14 protein-coding genes and 1 pseudogene are annotated in these 16,422 nt (G+C 72.8%); 9 read left to right on the top strand and 6 right to left on the bottom strand.

All coding sequences use genetic code 11. From position 1 onward, the window contains the following. Positions 1–334: 334 nt before the first annotated feature. Positions 335–1,102, bottom strand: coding sequence for a CDP-alcohol phosphatidyltransferase family protein (locus tag ACFZBP_RS01595; RefSeq protein WP_391409278.1), 768 nt, complete (start codon positions 1,100–1,102; stop codon positions 335–337). 108 nt (positions 1,103–1,210) lie between these two features. On the opposite strand from ACFZBP_RS01595, the gene ACFZBP_RS01590 reads away from it, so the two are divergent. From ACFZBP_RS01590 to ACFZBP_RS01570, 5 genes and pseudogenes are all read left to right on the top strand, one after another. Then, positions 1,211–2,194: a zinc-binding alcohol dehydrogenase gene (locus tag ACFZBP_RS01590; RefSeq protein WP_391409277.1), complete on the top strand. Its 984-nt coding sequence runs from the start codon at positions 1,211–1,213 to the stop codon at positions 2,192–2,194. A 150-nt stretch (positions 2,195–2,344) separates the two neighbouring features. Next, positions 2,345–2,743, top strand: coding sequence for a 6-carboxytetrahydropterin synthase (locus tag ACFZBP_RS01585; protein ID WP_234768421.1), 399 nt, complete (start codon positions 2,345–2,347; stop codon positions 2,741–2,743). Continuing rightward, complete coding sequence (locus tag ACFZBP_RS01580) at positions 2,740–4,005, top strand: glycosyltransferase (protein ID WP_391409276.1); 1,266 nt, start codon at positions 2,740–2,742, stop codon at positions 4,003–4,005. The genes ACFZBP_RS01585 and ACFZBP_RS01580 overlap by 4 nt, the downstream gene beginning before the upstream one ends. Further along, positions 4,002–5,099, top strand: coding sequence for a trans-aconitate methyltransferase (locus tag ACFZBP_RS01575; protein ID WP_391409275.1), 1,098 nt, complete (start codon positions 4,002–4,004; stop codon positions 5,097–5,099). Before ACFZBP_RS01580 ends, ACFZBP_RS01575 begins: the two co-directional genes overlap by 4 nt. Further along, positions 5,096–6,160: pseudogene (locus ACFZBP_RS01570) on the top strand (lysylphosphatidylglycerol synthase transmembrane domain-containing protein); the annotation flags it as partial. The gene ACFZBP_RS01575 and the pseudogene ACFZBP_RS01570, both read left to right, overlap by 4 nt. Positions 6,161–6,306: 146 nt before the next feature. Here ACFZBP_RS01570 and ACFZBP_RS01565 read toward each other — a convergent pair. Further along, positions 6,307–7,095: a creatininase family protein gene (locus ACFZBP_RS01565; RefSeq protein WP_391409274.1), complete on the bottom strand. Its 789-nt coding sequence runs from the start codon at positions 7,093–7,095 to the stop codon at positions 6,307–6,309. Positions 7,096–7,136: 41 nt separating this feature from the next. Here ACFZBP_RS01565 and ribA point away from each other — a divergent pair, with 41 nt between their 5' ends. Next, positions 7,137–7,805, top strand: a complete 669-nt coding sequence (gene ribA, locus ACFZBP_RS01560) for a GTP cyclohydrolase II (protein WP_383453192.1) — start codon at positions 7,137–7,139, stop codon at positions 7,803–7,805. 105 nt (positions 7,806–7,910) lie between these two features. On the opposite strand, the gene ACFZBP_RS01555 is transcribed toward ribA, so the two are convergent. The 3 genes from ACFZBP_RS01555 to ACFZBP_RS01545 form a co-directional block, all read right to left on the bottom strand. Beyond that, on the bottom strand, positions 7,911–9,143 hold the full coding sequence (locus ACFZBP_RS01555) for a serine hydrolase (RefSeq protein WP_391409273.1): 1,233 nt from the start codon (positions 9,141–9,143) through the stop codon (positions 7,911–7,913). Positions 9,144–9,209: 66 nt separating this feature from the next. Beyond that, the gene (locus ACFZBP_RS01550) at positions 9,210–10,559 is read right to left on the bottom strand and encodes an MFS transporter (RefSeq protein WP_391409272.1); all 1,350 of its coding nucleotides are present in this window, start codon (positions 10,557–10,559) and stop codon (positions 9,210–9,212) included. After that, positions 10,556–11,134 (bottom strand): TetR/AcrR family transcriptional regulator, encoded by a 579-nt coding sequence (locus ACFZBP_RS01545; RefSeq protein WP_383453198.1) that lies wholly within the window; start codon positions 11,132–11,134, stop codon positions 10,556–10,558. Before ACFZBP_RS01545 ends, ACFZBP_RS01550 begins: the two co-directional genes overlap by 4 nt. 114 nt (positions 11,135–11,248) lie before the next feature. On the opposite strand from ACFZBP_RS01545, the gene ACFZBP_RS01540 reads away from it, so the two are divergent. Both ACFZBP_RS01540 and ACFZBP_RS01535 read left to right on the top strand, forming a co-directional pair. Further along, entirely contained in the window at positions 11,249–11,698 is a 450-nt protein-coding gene (locus ACFZBP_RS01540) for a PPOX class F420-dependent oxidoreductase (RefSeq protein ID WP_383453200.1), read from the top strand. An 80-nt stretch (positions 11,699–11,778) separates the two neighbouring features. After that, positions 11,779–13,878 (top strand): tetratricopeptide repeat protein, encoded by a 2,100-nt coding sequence (locus ACFZBP_RS01535; protein ID WP_391409270.1) that lies wholly within the window; start codon positions 11,779–11,781, stop codon positions 13,876–13,878. Positions 13,879–13,881: 3 nt separating this feature from the next. Here ACFZBP_RS01535 and ACFZBP_RS01530 read toward each other — a convergent pair whose 3' ends face one another. Then, positions 13,882–15,186 (bottom strand): hypothetical protein, encoded by a 1,305-nt coding sequence (locus tag ACFZBP_RS01530; protein ID WP_391409269.1) that lies wholly within the window; start codon positions 15,184–15,186, stop codon positions 13,882–13,884. A gap of 807 nt (positions 15,187–15,993) precedes the next feature. Between ACFZBP_RS01530 and ACFZBP_RS01525 the strand changes: the two genes are divergently transcribed. Then, the gene (locus tag ACFZBP_RS01525; protein ID WP_383453204.1) at positions 15,994–16,404 is read left to right on the top strand and encodes a VOC family protein; all 411 of its coding nucleotides are present in this window, start codon (positions 15,994–15,996) and stop codon (positions 16,402–16,404) included. The last annotated feature ends 18 nt before the right edge of the window (positions 16,405–16,422 follow it).

Below are 16,422 nucleotides of genomic sequence, written 5' to 3'. Positions count from 1 at the left end.
ATCCCTGAAGGGGCTCCGCCCCTTCGACCCCGCCAGGGGGCTCCGCCCCCTGCACCCCCATCGGCCCGAAGGGCCTCGTCCTCAAACGCCGGACGGGCTGGAAGTGCCTGGGGAGGCGTACCCCCACCAGGCCGCAGTCGCCCACGGCGGCAAGGGGACGTGTCGGGGGGTGTCCGCCCGCAGAGTCCGGTGTCAAGAAACGGCACCTCTCGCGCAAGGCCCGCCACCGGACCGAGGACGGACACCCCCCGGCGCGGCCCCGACCCACCCACCGGACGCACCGCGCTACGCACACCCCCACCGCACAGCAACGGGCCGCCGCAGGCATCCCGGCTCAACCGCCGGAGGCCACCAGCTCACGAACCTTCGTCACGCGCGCCGCCCGCTGCGTACGCGACGTGCGGTACAGCCACAGGACGTCCCGGCCGAACGACCACACCAGCGCGGCCAGAGCCGTCGCGGTGACCGCGAACGTCGCTGCGTACGGGAAGAAGCCGGACGCGGCGAGGAGCAGGAACACGCCCTGCATCGCGGCGACCGTCTTGCGGGCAGTGCTCGGCGGCAGCGGGGCATTCAGCCAGGGCCAGACGCGGGCGGCGGCGACGAAGGCGTAGCGCATGGCGCCGATGAGGAGGACCCAGGGGCCCAGGGACATGGAGACGTACACGCTCAGCACCAGGATCAGGAACGCGTCGACCTCCATGTCGAAGCGCGCGCCCAACGCCGTGGACGTGCCCGTGCGACGAGCCACCTTGCCGTCCACGCCGTCGAGGATCAGGGCCACCGCCGTGAGGCCGACGAACAGCGTCACCGGCGGCGAGCTCTGGAAGGAGTCCGCGACCAGCGCGGTCACACCGCCCACCAGCGTCGCGCGACCAAGGGTGACCCGGTTCGCCGGCCCGAAGGAGCGGAGCCTGGACCGGTGCAGCGCCAGCGAGAGCATCGCCCACGTGGCGATGGCGAAGACGAGGCCGGTCAACCAGCCCGCCGGCCCCATGCCGATCGCCGAACCGAGCAGGGCCAGCAACAGGATCTGCACGCCCGCTCCCACAGCGGTCTCCTGCTGGACCAGCCTTGCCTCGTACGTGTTGTTCAGGGCCACCGCACATTCCTCCGGCCAGATGACAGAGTCGATCAAGGCCGCGTACTGTGCGCGACCTGTGCACACCTCGGTACGTGAACAGCTTCCCGATCGTTCAGGAGGATTCCGATGAACCGCACCGCACGTGCGTTCTGGCTCAGCTCTCCGGGTGAAGGAGAGATCCGGGAGGTCACCCTGCCGGAACGGGGTGAGGACGACGTCCTGGTGCGGTCGCTGTACTCCGGAGTCAGCAGGGGCACGGAGACGCTCGTGTTCCGCGGCAGCGTCCCCGAGAGCCAGCACGCGGCCATGCGCGCACCCTTCCAGGAGGGCGAGTTCCCCGCCCCGGTGAAGTACGGGTACCTGAGCGTCGGAGTGGTCGAGGACGGCCCCACCGGACTCCTCGGCCGTACCGTCTTCTGCCTCCACCCGCACCAGACCCGCTACGTGGTCCCCGCCGACGCCGTCACCGTCGTACCGGACACCGTGCCCGCCGAACGGGCCGTCCTCGCCGGCACCGTCGAGACCGCCGTCAACGCCCTCTGGGACGCCGCGCCCCTGGTCGGCGACCGGATCGCCGTGGTCGGCGGCGGTATGATCGGCTGCTCGGTGGCCGCGTTGCTGACCCGCTTCCCGGGCGTACGACTCCAGTTGGTCGACGCCGATCCCGGCAGGGCCGACGTAGCCAAGGCCCTCGGCGTCGCGTTCGCCTCGCCCGAGGAGGCGCTCGGCGAGTGCGACCTGGTCGTCCACGCCAGCGCCACCGAGCAGGGACTCGCAAGGTCCCTCGAACTGCTCAGGGCCGAGGGCACGGTCATCGAACTCAGCTGGTACGGCGACCGACGCGTGGGCCTGCCCCTCGGCGAGGCCTTCCACTCCCGGCGCCTGAACATCCGCAGCAGCCAGGTGGGCACCGTCTCCCCGGCCCGCAGCGGCAGCCGCACCTACGCCGACCGGCTCGCCCTGGCCCTCGACCTGCTCGCCGACCCCGCCCTGGACGCGCTCGTCACCGGGGAGAGCGCCTTCGAGGAGCTGCCCGGCGTGATGCCGAAGCTCGCCTCCGGGGAGATCCCGGCGCTCTGCCACCGCGTCAGGTACGCGGACACGCCCTGACGGACTCGTTCAATTGGGGACGACAAGAGCGCCTGACCTGAGAAAAGAGTGAGAGACCGCTGAACACGGGGAAGCGACTAGCCGTACTACACGGCATCCTCGGCAGCGATGAGCCGGGGACTAGGCGTACCGCACCTGGAGGGTCGTCCGTTGTTCAGCATCACCGTCCGCGATCACATCATGATCGCCCACAGCTTTCGCGGCGACGTCTTCGGTCCCGCGCAGCGACTGCATGGAGCGACGTTCCTGGTGGACGCCACGTTCCGGCGCGAGCAGCTGGACGACGACAACATCGTCGTCGACATCGGACTGGCCACCCGGGAACTCGGCGCCGTCGTCGGTGAGCTGAACTACCGCAACCTCGACAACGAGCCCGACTTCGCCGGTGTCAACACCTCCACGGAGTTCCTGGCGAAGGTCATCGCCGACCGGCTCGCCGAGCGGATCGAGAAGGGCGCGCTGGGCGAGGGCGCCAAGGGCCTCGCGGGCCTCACCGTCACACTGCACGAGTCGCACGTCGCGTGGGCGAGTTACGAGCGTGCGCTGTGACCGACGTGACCCTGGAGAAGAGGGCCCCGCACCAGCCCGGCCCGGAGAAGACGGGAACGGCGGGGGCGGTGGGCGCGGCCGAGAAGGCCGGGACCACCGAGATGACCAAGCTCGGCTATGTCCCCGTCCAGCACTCCGTCCTGAAGAACGCCGAGATCATCCCCATGTCCCTGCGCTCCGTGCACTTCGTGATGCCGGGCGGCGTCGACGACCCGACCGTGCCGAGCGGGGGCAACGCCTATGACCGGCGCGTGAGTCTGGATCTGCCCGGCTTCGGCTGGCAGGTGCACAAGCACGCGGTCGACGGCGGCTGGCCCCGCCCCGACGCCGCCGCCCGTGCGGAACTCGCCCGCACGCTGCGGGAGTTCCCGGACGGCACCGTCGTCCTGTTGGACGGACTCGTCGCCTGCGGCGTGCCCGAGATCGTCGTCCCGGAGGCCGAGCGGCTGCGGCTGGCGGTCCTCGTCCACCTCCCGCTCGGCGACGAGACGGGACTCGACCCGACGGTTGCCGCGGAGCTGGACGCCCGGGAACGCACCGTGCTGCGGGCCGTGCCCGCGGTGATCGCCACCAGCGACTGGGCGGTCCGCCGCCTCGTCTCCCACCACGGCCTCGCCCCCGAACGGGTCCACGCCGCCGCCCCCGGCGCCGACATCGCGCCCCTCGCGTCCGGCACCGACGGCGTGTCGCGCCTGCTGTGCGTCGCCGCCGTGACCCCGCGCAAGGGACAGCACCGGCTGGTGGAGGCGCTGGCGACGGTGACCGACCTGCCGTGGAGCTGCGTGTGCGTGGGCGGACTGAACCAGGACCCCGAGTACGTGGCCGGACTGCGGTCGCTGATCGCGCGGCACGGCCTGGCGGACCGGCTGATCCTGGCGGGCCCGCAGGCCGGCGCCGAACTCGACGCCAGCTACAACTCCGCCGACCTCATGGTGCTCACCTCCTACGCCGAGACCTACGGCATGGCGGTGACGGAGGCGCTGGCGCGCGGCATTCCCGTACTGGCGACGGACGTCGGGGGAGTGCCGGAGGCGGTCGGCCGGGCCCCTGACGGAGGCGTCCCCGGCATCCTCGTCCCGCCGGAGAACCCCGCCGCCATCGCCGTCGAACTGCGCGGCTGGTTCGGCGAGGCGGACGTACGACGCCGACTGAAGGCGGCGGCCCGGGGACGCCGGGCCGCCCTGAACGGCTGGGCCGGCACGGCCCGCAGCCTGGCCGCGGTACTGGGCCGACTGCCGAACGAACCCCGGAGGGCGGCATGAGGAAGACGGCGACGACACCGGCCGGGGGGACCATCCCGGCCCAGCCGGGACCGAGGGATGCGACGGACGCGGCGCAATCGCCCGAGCCGCAGCGCGGGATCGTTTCGGCGGAGGGCGCGAAGGCCTCGGCGGGCGCGGAGGGCGACATGAGCGGCGTGTCCGGACCGCCGGGACCCGACACGGACGAGGTCATCCTCGGGGCCGGGCCCACCGTCCGCCCGGGGGAGCGGGCCACCGTACGCCTCCGGGACGCCGGGCCGGACGACCCGCCCCGCTACGCCCCCGAGTGGCTGGAGCTGCGCGAAGGCGCCGATGCCGTCGCGCGGGCCCACGACCTGCTCGACCCGCTGCGGATCCGGCTCGCCAACCTGCCTGGACGCGCCGGACTGGTCATCCACGACGTGGGCTGCGGCACCGGCTCCATGGGCCGCTGGCTCGCGCCCCATCTGGACGGCGCCCAGCACTGGATCCTGCACGACCGCGACCCCTACCTGCTGCACTTCGCCGCCGTGGCCTCCCCGCGGTCCGGCGCCGACGGCAGCCGTGTCACCGTCGAGACCCGCCGCGGCGACATCGGGCGCCTCACCCCGGACGCCCTCAAGGGCGCCTCACTGGTGACCGCCTCCGCGCTGCTCGACGTCCTCACCCGCGAGGAGGTCGACACCCTCGCCGCCGCGTGTGCGGGCGCGGGTTGCCCGGCGCTGCTCACGCTCTCCGTCGCCGGGCGCGTCGAACTCACCCCGTCCGACCCGCTGGACCAGGAGATCACCGAGGCGTTCAACGCCCACCAGCGCCGCTCGGGCATGCTCGGACCGGACGCGATCACCGCGGCGGCCGAGGCGTTCGCCGAGCACGGCGCGACCGTGCAGGTGCACCCGAGCCCCTGGCGGCTCGGCCCCGCGGAGTCGGCGCTCACCGCCCAGTGGCTGCGCGGCTGGGTCGGTGCGGCGGTCGAGGAACGCCCCGAACTCCGTGAGCGTGCCGACCGCTACCTGTCCGAACGCCTCGCCGCCTGCGCGGCCGGCGAACTGCACGTCGTGGTCCACCACAGCGACCTGCTCGCACTGTGCCGGCCGACGGGCGGAGCGTCATGAGCGTGGAGACGGTGGCAAGGCTGCGCGTCACACGGCGCACGGCGGCTAGTACGGCGACCCCCGCCCCGGCCCTCGCGCCTGCCCTGTCCCCCGCACCGGCCCCGGCCCCCGCAGCCCTGGCCGTCTCCCCCTCCCGCATAGGCGTCGTCGTCACCGAGCCCCGCCCGGAAGCCGCCGCCCCCGACGCACCGGGCCCGCGCCCCCGTCCCCTTCGCGCCCTGCTGTCCCGCCTCAACACCCCGGCCGTCCGCACCCACCTGGGCACGGCCGTCGGCGTCGCCATCCTCGTCGTGCTGTTCTGGCGGCTCGGCACCGGCGTCTTCCTCGACGGGCTGCGGCGGATCGATGCGACGGCGCTGGTCGTCGCCCTCGGGATCGGAGCCGTCACCACCGTGTTCAGCGCCTGGCGCTGGCAGTTGGTGGCCCGGGGCCTCAAGATCCGGCTGCCCCTCGGCGCGGCCGTCGCCGACTACTACCGCTCCCTGTTCCTCAACGCGGCCCTCCCGGGCGGCGTCCTCGGCGATGTGCACCGGGCGGTGCGCCACGGGCAGAGCGCCGGTGACCTGGGGCGCGGTGTCCGTACGGTAGTCCTGGAGCGGACGGCCGGTCAGCTCGCCCTCGCGGTCGTCGGCGCCATCGTGCTGCTGACCATGCCGTCCCCGGTACTGGACGAGGCCCGCGACCTCACCCCCCTGGTCCTGTTCGCCGCCGTGGGCGCGCTGGCCGTCGTGGCCGCCGTCCGCATGAACCGTGCGCCGTCCCGCCGCGACCGCACGAAGCCGACGGCACTGGGCGCGACCCTCGGTGAGGCACGCGAGGCCCTGCTGTCCCGGCGCAACGGCCCCGGCGTCGCCGTCTCCTCGGTCGTCGTCCTCGCCGGCCACCTCGCGATGTTCGTGCTCGCCGCCCGGATCGCCGGCTCCGCCGCCTCCGTGGCCGCCCTGCTGCCGCTCGCCGTCCTGGCCCTGCTCGCCATGGGACTGCCTCTGAACATCGGCGGCTTCGGCCCCCGGGAGGGCGTCACCGCCTGGGCGTTCGGAGCAGCGGGCCTCGGCGCCGACACCGGGCTCGCCGTCGCCGTCGTGTACGGCGTCCTCAGCTTCGTGGCCGCCCTGCCCGGTGCCCTCGTCCTCGTCGCCCGGTGGTACACCGGCCTGCGCGCGGACTCCGGGTCCGCCGTCACCATGGCGGACCCGGAACCCAGCCGCTATTTTCGTGCGTCTCCCGTGTCCCGTACGGAATCGTCCGCGGAGGTCAGCAGTGACAAGTACGCGCCGAAGGAATCCGCGAGGCCGGCCAGCAGCCGCTTGCCCTTTTCCGCGGAGCCCAGCGAAGGACGTCCGATGACACCCGAATCGGTATAGCCGGACATACCGAGGGTGAGCAGATGACGGCGGTCGTCCGATACGAAATCGGAAGTCTCATAACCGGGTCGGATCAATTCGGGATGAGCGTGCAGAAGGATGGAGGTCTCGATTTCTCCCGCGTGCATGTCGGTCAGCAGCGAGGTCTCCACGCCGGCCCGCTCCAGGGCCGCCTCCCAGTCCTCCGGGGCCGGGAACAGCGCCATTCGCTCACCGCGCGCGGAGGACTCCTGAACGACGTTGCCCAGTACGTAGTTTCCGCCGTGCCCGTTGACCAGCACCAGGGCGTCGACGCCGGAGCGGCGGAGCGAATCCGCTATGTCCCGTATCACCGCATGAAGGGTCACGGAGGAGATGCTGACGGTCCCCGGCCAGGCCGCGTGCTCGTGCGAGCAGGAGATCGTCACCGGTGGAAGGAGGTGCACCGGGTACGCCGCGGCTATCTCGCGCGCGACCGCGCAGGCCACCAGCGTGTCGGTCGCCAGCGGGAGGAACGCGCCGTGCTGCTCGAAGCTTCCGACGGGAAGGACCGCGACCTGCCGTGAAACGCCCGCTCCTCGCGTCCGTACGTCCTCGGTGGTGTCCGCCGGCACCAGCGAGTGTGCCGCCGGCCGCTTTTGTGAACCACTCATCTTTTCACGGCCTTTCGTCTCTGCTTAGGAACTGAAGAATCATGACAGAAAAAATTGGCGTACTCGGCACGAAGTCCGGACAGCGGACTCAGCGTTCCGGTGTGGAGCGCGTGGTGAATGCCCCCCTGCCCACCGTCTACGGGGAATTCAGGGCCATCGGCTACCTCGACCATGACCGCGGTGACGAGCAAGTGGCCCTGGTGTACGGCGAGATCGGCGCGGACGACGTCCTCACCCGGCTGCACTCCGAATGCCTGACCGGCGACGCGTTCGGCTCCCAGCACTGCGAGTGCGGCGACCAGCTCGCCTCCGCGCTGCGTGCCGTCGTCGCCGAGGGCAGCGGCATCGTCGTCTACCTGCGGGGCCACGAGGGCCGCGGCATCGGTCTGCTCGGCAAGCTGCGGGCGATGGCCCTCCAGGCGGAGGGCCTGGACACCGTGGAGGCGAACCTCGCGCTCGGTCTGCCCGTGGACGCCCGCGACTACGGCGTCGCCGCCGAGATCCTGCACGACCTCGGCGTGAACAGCGTCCGCCTGATGTCGAACAACCCGCGCAAGCGCGAGGCGTTGGTGCAGCACGGCATCCAGGTCGCCGAGCAGGTCCCGCTGCTGATCCCGCCCTGCGAGAACAACATCACCTATCTGCGCACCAAGCGGGAGCGCCTCGACCACCACCTGCCCCATCTGGACGCGGTCGCGCACCTGTCCTGACGAGGCGCTCCGTGGGGCGGCCGGCGGGGTGCGGGCGCGGTTCTCCGACGTGCCGCGCCCCCGCCCTGCCCGCCCTGCGCCCCGCGGGAGGCCGGGCGGACGGCCTCACGCCTCCGTGAGGGCCTCGTTCACCAGCCGCTTGAGGTCCTGGAACAGCGTGTGCGAGGTCTTGGGCCGCACCTGTGTCATGAACTGCACCGTCAGGTCGTGGCGGGGGTCGACCCAGAACGTGGTGGTCGCGACCCCGCTCCAGCCGTAGGCGCCGAGGACGGTCGGGGCCTTGGTGCGCGCTGGGTCGATCACCACGGAGACGCCGAGACCGAAGCCCATGCCGTCGTTGCCGGCCTCGTCATGGGCGGGGCGGCTGCCGAAGGAGCGCAGGTCGACGTCGCCCGGGAGGTGGTTGGACGTCATCAGGTCCACGGTGTCCGGGGACAGCAGACGGGTGCCGTCGAGTTCGCCGCGGCGGCGCAGCAGCTCCATGAAGCGGTGGACGTCGTGCGCCGAGGCGACCATCCCGCCGCTGCCGGACAGGAAGCGCGGCCGCCCGTGCAGCGGGAGACCGGGTATCGGCTCGATCCCGCCGTCGTCGGTCCCCCCGTACAACTCGGCCAGGCGGTCCGCCTGTTGGTCACTCACGCAGAACCCGGCGTCGGTCATCCCGAGCGGCCGGAAGATCCGCTCGGCGAAGAACTCGTCGAGCGCCTGCCCGGACACGACCTCGATGACCCGGCCCAGGACATTGGTGGCGACCGAGTAGTTCCACTGCGTCCCCGGCTCGAACTGCAGCGGCAGGCTCGCGTACACATCGACCGTCGTGGCCAGGTCGGAGCCGGGCAGCACGGCCGACTCCAGGTTGGCGTCCCGGTAGAGGGCGTCGACGGGGTGGGTGTGGTAGAAGGCGAAGGTCAGTCCGGCGGTGTGGGTCATCAGATGCCGGACGGTCATCGGACCGTCGGCCGGGCGGGTCACCGTGTCGGCGCCGGATCCGCCGACGTACACCCGGGGCTCGTCGAAGGCCGGCAGATGGCGGCCGACCGGGTCGTCGAGCGACAGCTTGCCCTCCTCCACCAGCAGCAGCGCGGCGACCGTGGTGACCGGCTTGGTCATGGAGTAGATCCGCCACAGCGTGTCGGCCTCGACGGGCAGCCCGGCCGCGAGGTCCCGGTGGCCGTGCGTGGCCAGGTGGGCGACGCGTCCACCGCGGGCGACGGACACCAGGTAGCCGGGTATCCGCCCGTCGTCGACATGGTGGGCGAAATGCTGGTCGAGGCGGTCCAGCGCCTTCGCGTCCAGTCCGACCTCACCCGGGTCGACCTCTTGTGTCAGCAGTGCCATCGCTCTCCTCCGCATACGTACGACGAGGGTGCGCTCCGGCATACCCCGACGGAACGGCCTCTGATCTCATCGTCGCGCAGGAACACGTGTACGGTCCCGCGATTGGCCATGATCGTCGATCGCGGCGGCCTGCCGCCCGGGAAGGGCCCACCCCAGCCCCGCACCGGTCAGGGCGAGGGCGGCGAGTACCCCCAGCGGCAGTCCGGAGCCGCCGTCCGCTCCCATGAGGACGGTCGCGGCGGCCACGCCCAGCACCGGCCCGACGTTCATCGCGGTCTGCTGGAGCCCGCCCGCCACCCCGGCCGACTCGACGGCTGCCTCCCGTACGACGACATGGGTCGCCGCCACCATCACCGTGCCGAACCCAGCTCCCACCAGGGCGAACCCGGCACAGAGGGCAGGCACGGCCGACGCCCAGGAGAGGACCAGCACCCCCAGCGCCAGGACCGCCATCGCCGCCATGGTCGTACGGCGGGCTCCTGCCCGGCGCAGCAGAACCGCGCAGGTCGGTGCCGCGAGCACCATCAGCAGGGCCAGCGGCAGACTCACCAGGGCGCTGCGGAACGGGTTCAGACCGAACGGGCCCTGCAACAGGAACGTGCCGACGAACAGCGTGCCCGACAGCGCCGCCGACGCGGTCACCAGCATCCCCAGCGCCGATCCGACGGCCGCCGATCCGACGACGTCGGGCGGCAGCAGCGGGCTCGCGGTACGGCGCTCGTGCCGGACGAAGGCCACGCCGGTGACCACGGCGGCCGCGGCGGTGAAGGCCCACCCGGGCATCGCCACCAGAGCGTGCACGAGACAGGCCAGGGTCACCGCGAGCAGAAGCGCTCCGGGCAGGTCGAGCCGGGCCGGGGACGCCGTGCGAGGGGGCCGTACGGTGAGGGCGAGCAGGCCGAGGACGAGGGCGGGGGCGACATTGAGCAGGAACACGGCCCGCCAGCCCGGCCCCGCCACCAGCGCACCGCCCGCCACCGGGCCGGCGGCGGCCGCCACCCCGATCGCTGCGGTCCGCACGGCGATCGGCGTCCGCAGCCGTTCGGGCGGGAACGCGGCCCGTAGCATCCCGAGCGTGGCCGGTTGCAGCAGCGCGCCGCACACACCCTGCACGACCCGCAGCCCGATCACCCAGCCCACGCCGGACGCCATCGCGATCCCGGCCGACGCGGCACCGAACCCGAGCATGCCGAGGCCGAAGACGCGATGGTGCCCGAACCGGTCGCCGAGCCGCCCGCCGAACACCAACAGGCCCGCCACCGCGACGAGATAGCCGGTGCTGGTCCACTGGACCTGGGCGTAGGAGGCGCCCAGGTCCCGGCGCAGGGCGGGCTGGGCGACGGTCAGGACGGTGCCGTCCAGCGCGACGATCACGGCACCGACGACACTGCTCGCGAGAGTGAGGCGCGGGTTCACTCGCCCACCGGCCCGAGGTGCGCGTCCAGGGCCGACCGCAGCAGGGGGGCGAAGTCGTCGGCCTCCGCGGCGAGTTGGAGGCTGCCCCAGCACCACAACTGCGCGATTCCGTGCAGGTTGGCCCACAGCGCGCCCGCGACAAGCCGCGCGTCGACGTCCGGGCGCGTCCGGCCGACCAGGTCCACCAGTCGGCCGAAGAGCGGAAGGCTGGTGTCCCGCAGCCCCAAGTAGCCGCTCTCCAGCAGATCATGACGGAACATCAGCTCGTACATACCGCGATTGGCGAGCGCGAACTCCAGATAGACCCGCCCCAGCGCCGACACCCGCGCCCGCGGGCTCGCCGTACCACCCTCGACCGCTGCCGCCGCCCGCCGCCCCAGCTCCTCGAAGCCCCGGCCCGCGATGGCCGACAGCAGCTCCAGATGGGTGGGGAAGTAGCGCCGCGGCGCCCCGTGCGAGACGCCCGCCCGGCGGGCGATCTCCCGCAGGGTGAGCGCCTGGACGCCCTCGTGGGCCACGAGATCCACACCGACGTCGATCAGCCGGGCCCGCAGCCCGGTCGAGTTCTCCTGCATAGACAGTGTCTACCATGATCCTGTAGACAGTGTCTACGGAAGTGAACCGGCTGCGAGAGTGCCAGGTGGGCGAGCCCGGGAATGGCCGGGCTCGCCGGCACCGTTGCTCCAGACATGACTCAGGACGCCACCCAGAACGCACTGCTCGCCCTGCTCTCCCAGGGCCACGGCGGGGTGCTGGTCACCCTCAAGCGCGACGGCCGACCGCAGCTGTCGAATGTCGGCCACGCCTACTACCCCGACGAGCGGATCATCCGCGTCTCGATCACCGACGACCGCGCCAAGACCCGCAACCTGCGCCGCGACCCGAGGGCGTCGTACCACGTCACCTCCTCCGACCGATGGGCGTACACCGTCGCCGAGGGCACGGCCGACCTCTCGCCGGTCGCCCAGGACCCGTACGACGACACCGTCGAGGAGCTCATCCGCCTCTACCGGGACGTCCTGGGCGAGCATCCCGACTGGGAGGACTTCCGGGCGGCGATGGTCCGCGACAAGCGGCTGGTGCTGCGGTTGCGGGTGGAGCGGGTGTACGGCATCCCGAAGGCCGCCGACCCGGACTGAGCCTCCGTCACCTCCCCTGTGTGCCGCTAGGGTTGATCACCTGAGAGTGACGTGGGGCCACCGACGGGGGAGTGCGCGGCATGCTGGATCCGATTTCGCTGGGCGCGATCGGCGCGGTGCTCGGAGCGGTCGGATCGGGCATGGCGAACGAGGCAGGCAAGTGGGCCTGGGAGTCGGCGGGCGGCCTGGTCCGCCGTATCGCCGGACGGGAGGTGGCCGCGCCCGGCACGCCCGGCGAACTGGACGACGTGGCCCGCCTGGTGCACACCCGAGTGCAGACGGACCCCCAACTCGCCGAAGCCTGGGCACAGTTCGCACGCGGTGCACGACTCCCGGGCGTGCCCGGCACACTCGACCGCCCCTGTCTGCCCACCGCGCCCCGCTTCTTCACCGACCGCCAGCAGGCCCTGAAACTCCTCGACAAGGAAGCCGCCCGGCCCTTCGAGGGACGCCCGCGGCTGGCCCTGCTCCACGGCCCCGAAGGCATCGGCACCAGCACGCTCGCCGTCCACTGGGGCTGGCGGCAGACCGCCCGCTTCCCCGACGGACAGCTCTACGCCGACCTCGACAGCCTCGCGCCCGACGCGGCCCTCGGCAGGCTCCTGCGCCAACTCGGCCTGCCGGACGAGGAGATCCCGCCTGCCGCCACGGACCGCGCCGACCTCCTCCGGCGCTGTCTGACCGACCGGCGGCTGCTCCTCGTCCTCGACCACGCCCGGTCCGCCGCACAGGTACGACCGCTGCTGACCTCGGCCCCCGGCGTCTTCACGATCGTCGTCGCCCGGCAGCTGCTCACCGGCTTCGACGCCCTGCGCATCCCCGTCGGACCACTGGCCAGGCGCGACGCCACGCGACTTCTCACCGAACTGGTCGGCAAACCGGCGATCAGCGCGGCCCGCGCCACCCTGCCGGCCGTCCTCGACCGCTGCGCCGGTTCCCCGTACGCCCTGCGCGCCGCCGCACCCCGTCTGACCTCCCCGCCCGAGCGCACGGAGGCCCCCGCCATGCCCGAGACCGACCCGGTCCACGCCGCCGCCGACGACGCCTACCACGCACTCGCCCCCGACACGGCCCGCCTGTACCGCCTCGCCGGACTGCGCGCCTGGCCCGCCCTCGACGCCACGACCGCCGCGCGCGCCGCAGACTTCGACGAGACCGAGACCGCCCGCCACCTGGAGGACCTCGCCGACGCCCTGCTCGTCGAACGCACCGACGGCGGCCGCTACCGCTACCGCCCCTCCGTCCGCGCCCACGCCGAACGTACGGCGGCCACCGCCGACGGCATCGCGGCCTGCTCGGCAGCCGTGACCCGCGTCGTCGAGCGCTACCGCGACCTGGCGGTCGGCGCGGCCCGGGCGGCCCTGCCGGAGAGCTGGCGGGTGCCGTCCGCCGGCTCACCCGTGACCTTCCCGGACCGGGGCGCCGCCGTCGCCGCGCTCGCCGCCGAGGCACCCGGGCTCGTCGAGGCGGTGCACGCGGCCGAGGAGTTCCGCGACCCGGACACCGTCGTCCTGCTCTGCCAGTCCCTGTGGCCGCTCCAGCTGAAGGCCGGCCACCACGAGATCCTGCTGCCGGCCCTGCGCACCGGGGCCCGCGTCGCCGACGAACACTTCCCCGGCTCCCGCACAGCCGGCGCCCTGCACGCCCAACTCGCTCACGCCCTCACCGAGTTGCGCCGCTGGGACGAGGCGGAGCCCGAGGCGGTTGCCGCCGCACGCGACGAACGCGTCGCCGGACACATACGCGGCCACGCCTCCGCCGTGGAGTTCCTCGGCCTGCTGCGCCTGCGGCAGTGGCGTTTCGACGAGGCATACACCTGCTTCGAGGAGGCGCACGGCATCCTCGAAGCCATCGGCCCCGACGACGAGGGCGCCGCAGACCTCCCCCGCGCCCGCGCCCTGCTGGAACGGCACCGCGGCCGTGCCCTGCGCGGCCAAGGACGCCGGACCGAGGCGGTCGAGCGCCTGCGGCGCGCGCTGCGCTTCTTCCGGGACACCGGCGAGGCCTACAACACCGCCCGCACCCTCACCGACCTCGCCGAGACCCTCCTCGACGGGGGCGAGTCGCAGGCGGCGCTGCCCCTGATCGACGAGGCGCTCGCGGCCCTCGGTCGGGAGAACGCGGCGTACCACGTCGCGCACCTGCGGGTGCTCAGGGAGCGGTGTGTCACGCCGCAGTGACCGTCACTGCGAACGAACCACCGCGGTCGGCGGAACCGACACCGGGTGAGCCGCCGCCCCCGTCCGCACCGTCAACCCCTGCTCGACCAGCTCCTCCAGCGAGTTGCCCGCCCCGAGCCACGCGTACAACGCCGAGGCGTACACGGCCGGATCGACGTCCGCACCCGGCCCGGCCGTCAGCTCCAGCAGGGCACCGGCACGGGTGCGGACGACGCAGGTCCCCGGACCCGTGACGTACGCGGCGAGCGCGCACTGCGGATGCCGTTCGAGGATCTCCGCCGTCCAGTCGGCGGGGGACACGAAGCGCGGATCCTCGGCCGATCCGTACCGGAACACCACGTCCGCGAGGGCGAGTCGGTCGACCTCGCGGGTGTCCTCGCGAACGGCCGTGTGCGCGTCGCCCGTCGTGTCGTACGGCGCCGGGTGCGGGCCCGCGTAACGGGTGACGGCGACCTCGCCGGAGCCGGGGAGCCGGGTGAGCACGGACAACGGCACCGTGTGCGTGGCGGGTTCGTACGGTGGAAGGGGGAGCGGTTCGAGGCGGGCGGGGCCGTCGGGCTCGGCGATGCCGATCAGGTCGTAGAAGAGCCGCCGCAGGAGGGTGGCCGACTCGCCGGGGGCGGAGCTGACGAACTCGGCCGGTTCGGGCGTGGGTCGGTGGTGGTCGAGCAGCGTGTCGATCTGCGGGCGCAGGGGGCGTTCGGGGTCGAGGCGGGGAGCGGTGCGGACGAAGGCGTGCACAGGGGCGTCGGGGGCGAGCCCCGCGAGAGGCGCCGCACCGAGGAGTACCGGGGTGCCGAGCGCGGCCGCGTAGTACGTGACCGAGCCGTGGTCGCCGATCACGACGTCGGCGGCGATCAGCGCCTGCCGCCAGCCTTCCAGAGGGTCGATCAGGGTCAGCCCCGCGCGTCGGGCGCGGTCGGTCCAGGCGCGGATCTGTCCGGGGCCGTGGCCGTGCCAGACGTTGGGATGCAGCACGGCCGCGAGACGGTACTCGTCGGCCGGGAACTCCGAGGTCAGGCGCGGCAGCAGGGAGGGCAGTACGTCATCGCCGCCACCGTCCCCGAACAGTGACTCCGGGTTCCAGGTGGAGCTCAGGACGACCAGGCGCTGCCCCTTGCCGACACCCAGGGCGCGGCGGAAGCGCTCGCGGTACGGGCGGGCCGCCAGCATGCGGTCCCAGCAGGGGTCCCCGGCCAGCACGGCCGTGTGCGCGGCCCGCGGGCATACGGCGCGCAGACGCTCGTACTGCTCGGGATGGGAGAGGACGAGGGCGTCGGCGACCAGATCGCCGGTCCCGTCGAGCAACCACTCCGGTGACAACCCGAAGACCGGTTCCGATCCCGCCCCGCGACCGCCGGCCGTCGGGTGTCGGGTGTCGGGTGTCGGGTGTCGGGTGTCGGGTGTCGGGTGTCGGGTGTCGGGTGTCGGGTGTCGGGTGTCGCCAGCCTCTTAGTGTATCCGATACCGTGGGACAACACGGCCAATAGTCCATCAACTGACCGGAGTTGACCGCCGAAGCTCGCGGAGACGGCGAGTGCGACCGGTGTCTCGATCGCCTGCTCCCACGGCACCACGGTCACTCCCGTGCCCGCCAGCAACTCGTCGATCCCCGCCCGGAACGCCGACGACCCCGGACAGGTCGCCAGCAACTGCACCCGGAGGTCGTCGTGGAACAGCGGCAGCACGTCCAGCAGTCGGGTCGCGGCGGTCACGTTGTGGACGACCAGGAGGACCTTCTCGGTCTTCCCACGTGTCGCCCAGCGCGCCGCGTCGTCGCCGACCGGCACTCGTATCCACCCGGCCCCCGCCACGTTCCGTCCACCTCTCGTCCCCGGTCGAATGATCGGGCAACGATAGTCAACGCCCACTTCGCGCACGCCGGCCGCCCCTGAATCCGGCCGGTGTACGCGAAGCCTTTTTGTGCCGTTCTTTTCTGTTCGTTCTGGCCGATGTTCTTGCGTGAAACGTCAACTGTCAACGGGGCCTATCGGCCGGCGACGAGGCCTAGGGCGCCGGGCGGAGGGCCTATGGCCGATGGTGGCGGCGCGCCCGGGCCGCCTACGCTGCCGAATGGATCAACGCAGATCAGGACGCCACACGCAGGGGGAGCACATGCCGGTCGACGGCCGCAGCCACATCCGTATCGCCCGTCCGTCCAGGGACCTCGCCGCCGCGGAACGGTTCTGGCGCGAGGGGCTGGGACTCGCCGTCGTATGGCGGGCGGAGGGTGGCCCGGAACCGGGCGAGCACGACCTGCTGATGCTCGGCTGGCCGGACGCCGACTGGCATCTGGAACTCGTCCACGAGCCCGCCCGCCCGGTCGAGCCCCGGCCGACCGAGGAGGACCTTCTCGTCGTCTACGTGGACGGTCCCGTGCCGGACGATGTGGTGGCCCGACTGGAGCGGCACGGCGGCAAGCGGGTCCTGTCGCCCAACCCGTACTGGAACGAGTGGGGCGTCACGATCGAGGACCCGGACGGGTACCGGCTGGTGCTGTGCAGGAGGGGCTGGTCCAACGCGTAGTGTCGGCGGCGGCCGAGG

The organism is Streptomyces sp. NPDC008086, from assembly GCF_042957325.1.
In the GTDB taxonomy this organism is placed as follows: Bacteria; Actinomycetota; Actinomycetes; order Streptomycetales; family Streptomycetaceae; genus Streptomyces.
The sequence above is the reverse complement of the archived record's forward strand: the minus strand, read 5'-3'. Positions and strand labels throughout refer to the sequence as shown.

Bases quoted from the DNA above. Each gene is read 5' to 3' on its own strand.
- ACFZBP_RS01590 (WP_391409277.1), top strand. From the start codon at position 1,211: ATGAACCGCACCGCACGTGCGTTCTGGCTCAGCTCTCCGGGTGAAGGA.
- ACFZBP_RS01575 (WP_391409275.1), top strand. From the start codon at position 4,002: ATGAGGAAGACGGCGACGACACCGGCCGGGGGGACCATCCCGGCCCAG.
- ACFZBP_RS01565 (WP_391409274.1), bottom strand. From the start codon at position 7,095: ATGAGTGGTTCACAAAAGCGGCCGGCGGCACACTCGCTGGTGCCGGCG.
- ribA (WP_383453192.1), top strand. From the start codon at position 7,137: ATGACAGAAAAAATTGGCGTACTCGGCACGAAGTCCGGACAGCGGACT.
- ACFZBP_RS01555 (WP_391409273.1), bottom strand. From the start codon at position 9,143: ATGGCACTGCTGACACAAGAGGTCGACCCGGGTGAGGTCGGACTGGAC.
- ACFZBP_RS01545 (WP_383453198.1), bottom strand. From the start codon at position 11,134: ATGCAGGAGAACTCGACCGGGCTGCGGGCCCGGCTGATCGACGTCGGT.
- ACFZBP_RS01540 (WP_383453200.1), top strand. From the start codon at position 11,249: ATGACTCAGGACGCCACCCAGAACGCACTGCTCGCCCTGCTCTCCCAG.
- ACFZBP_RS01535 (WP_391409270.1), top strand. From the start codon at position 11,779: ATGCTGGATCCGATTTCGCTGGGCGCGATCGGCGCGGTGCTCGGAGCG.
- ACFZBP_RS01525 (WP_383453204.1), top strand. From the start codon at position 15,994: ATGCCGGTCGACGGCCGCAGCCACATCCGTATCGCCCGTCCGTCCAGG.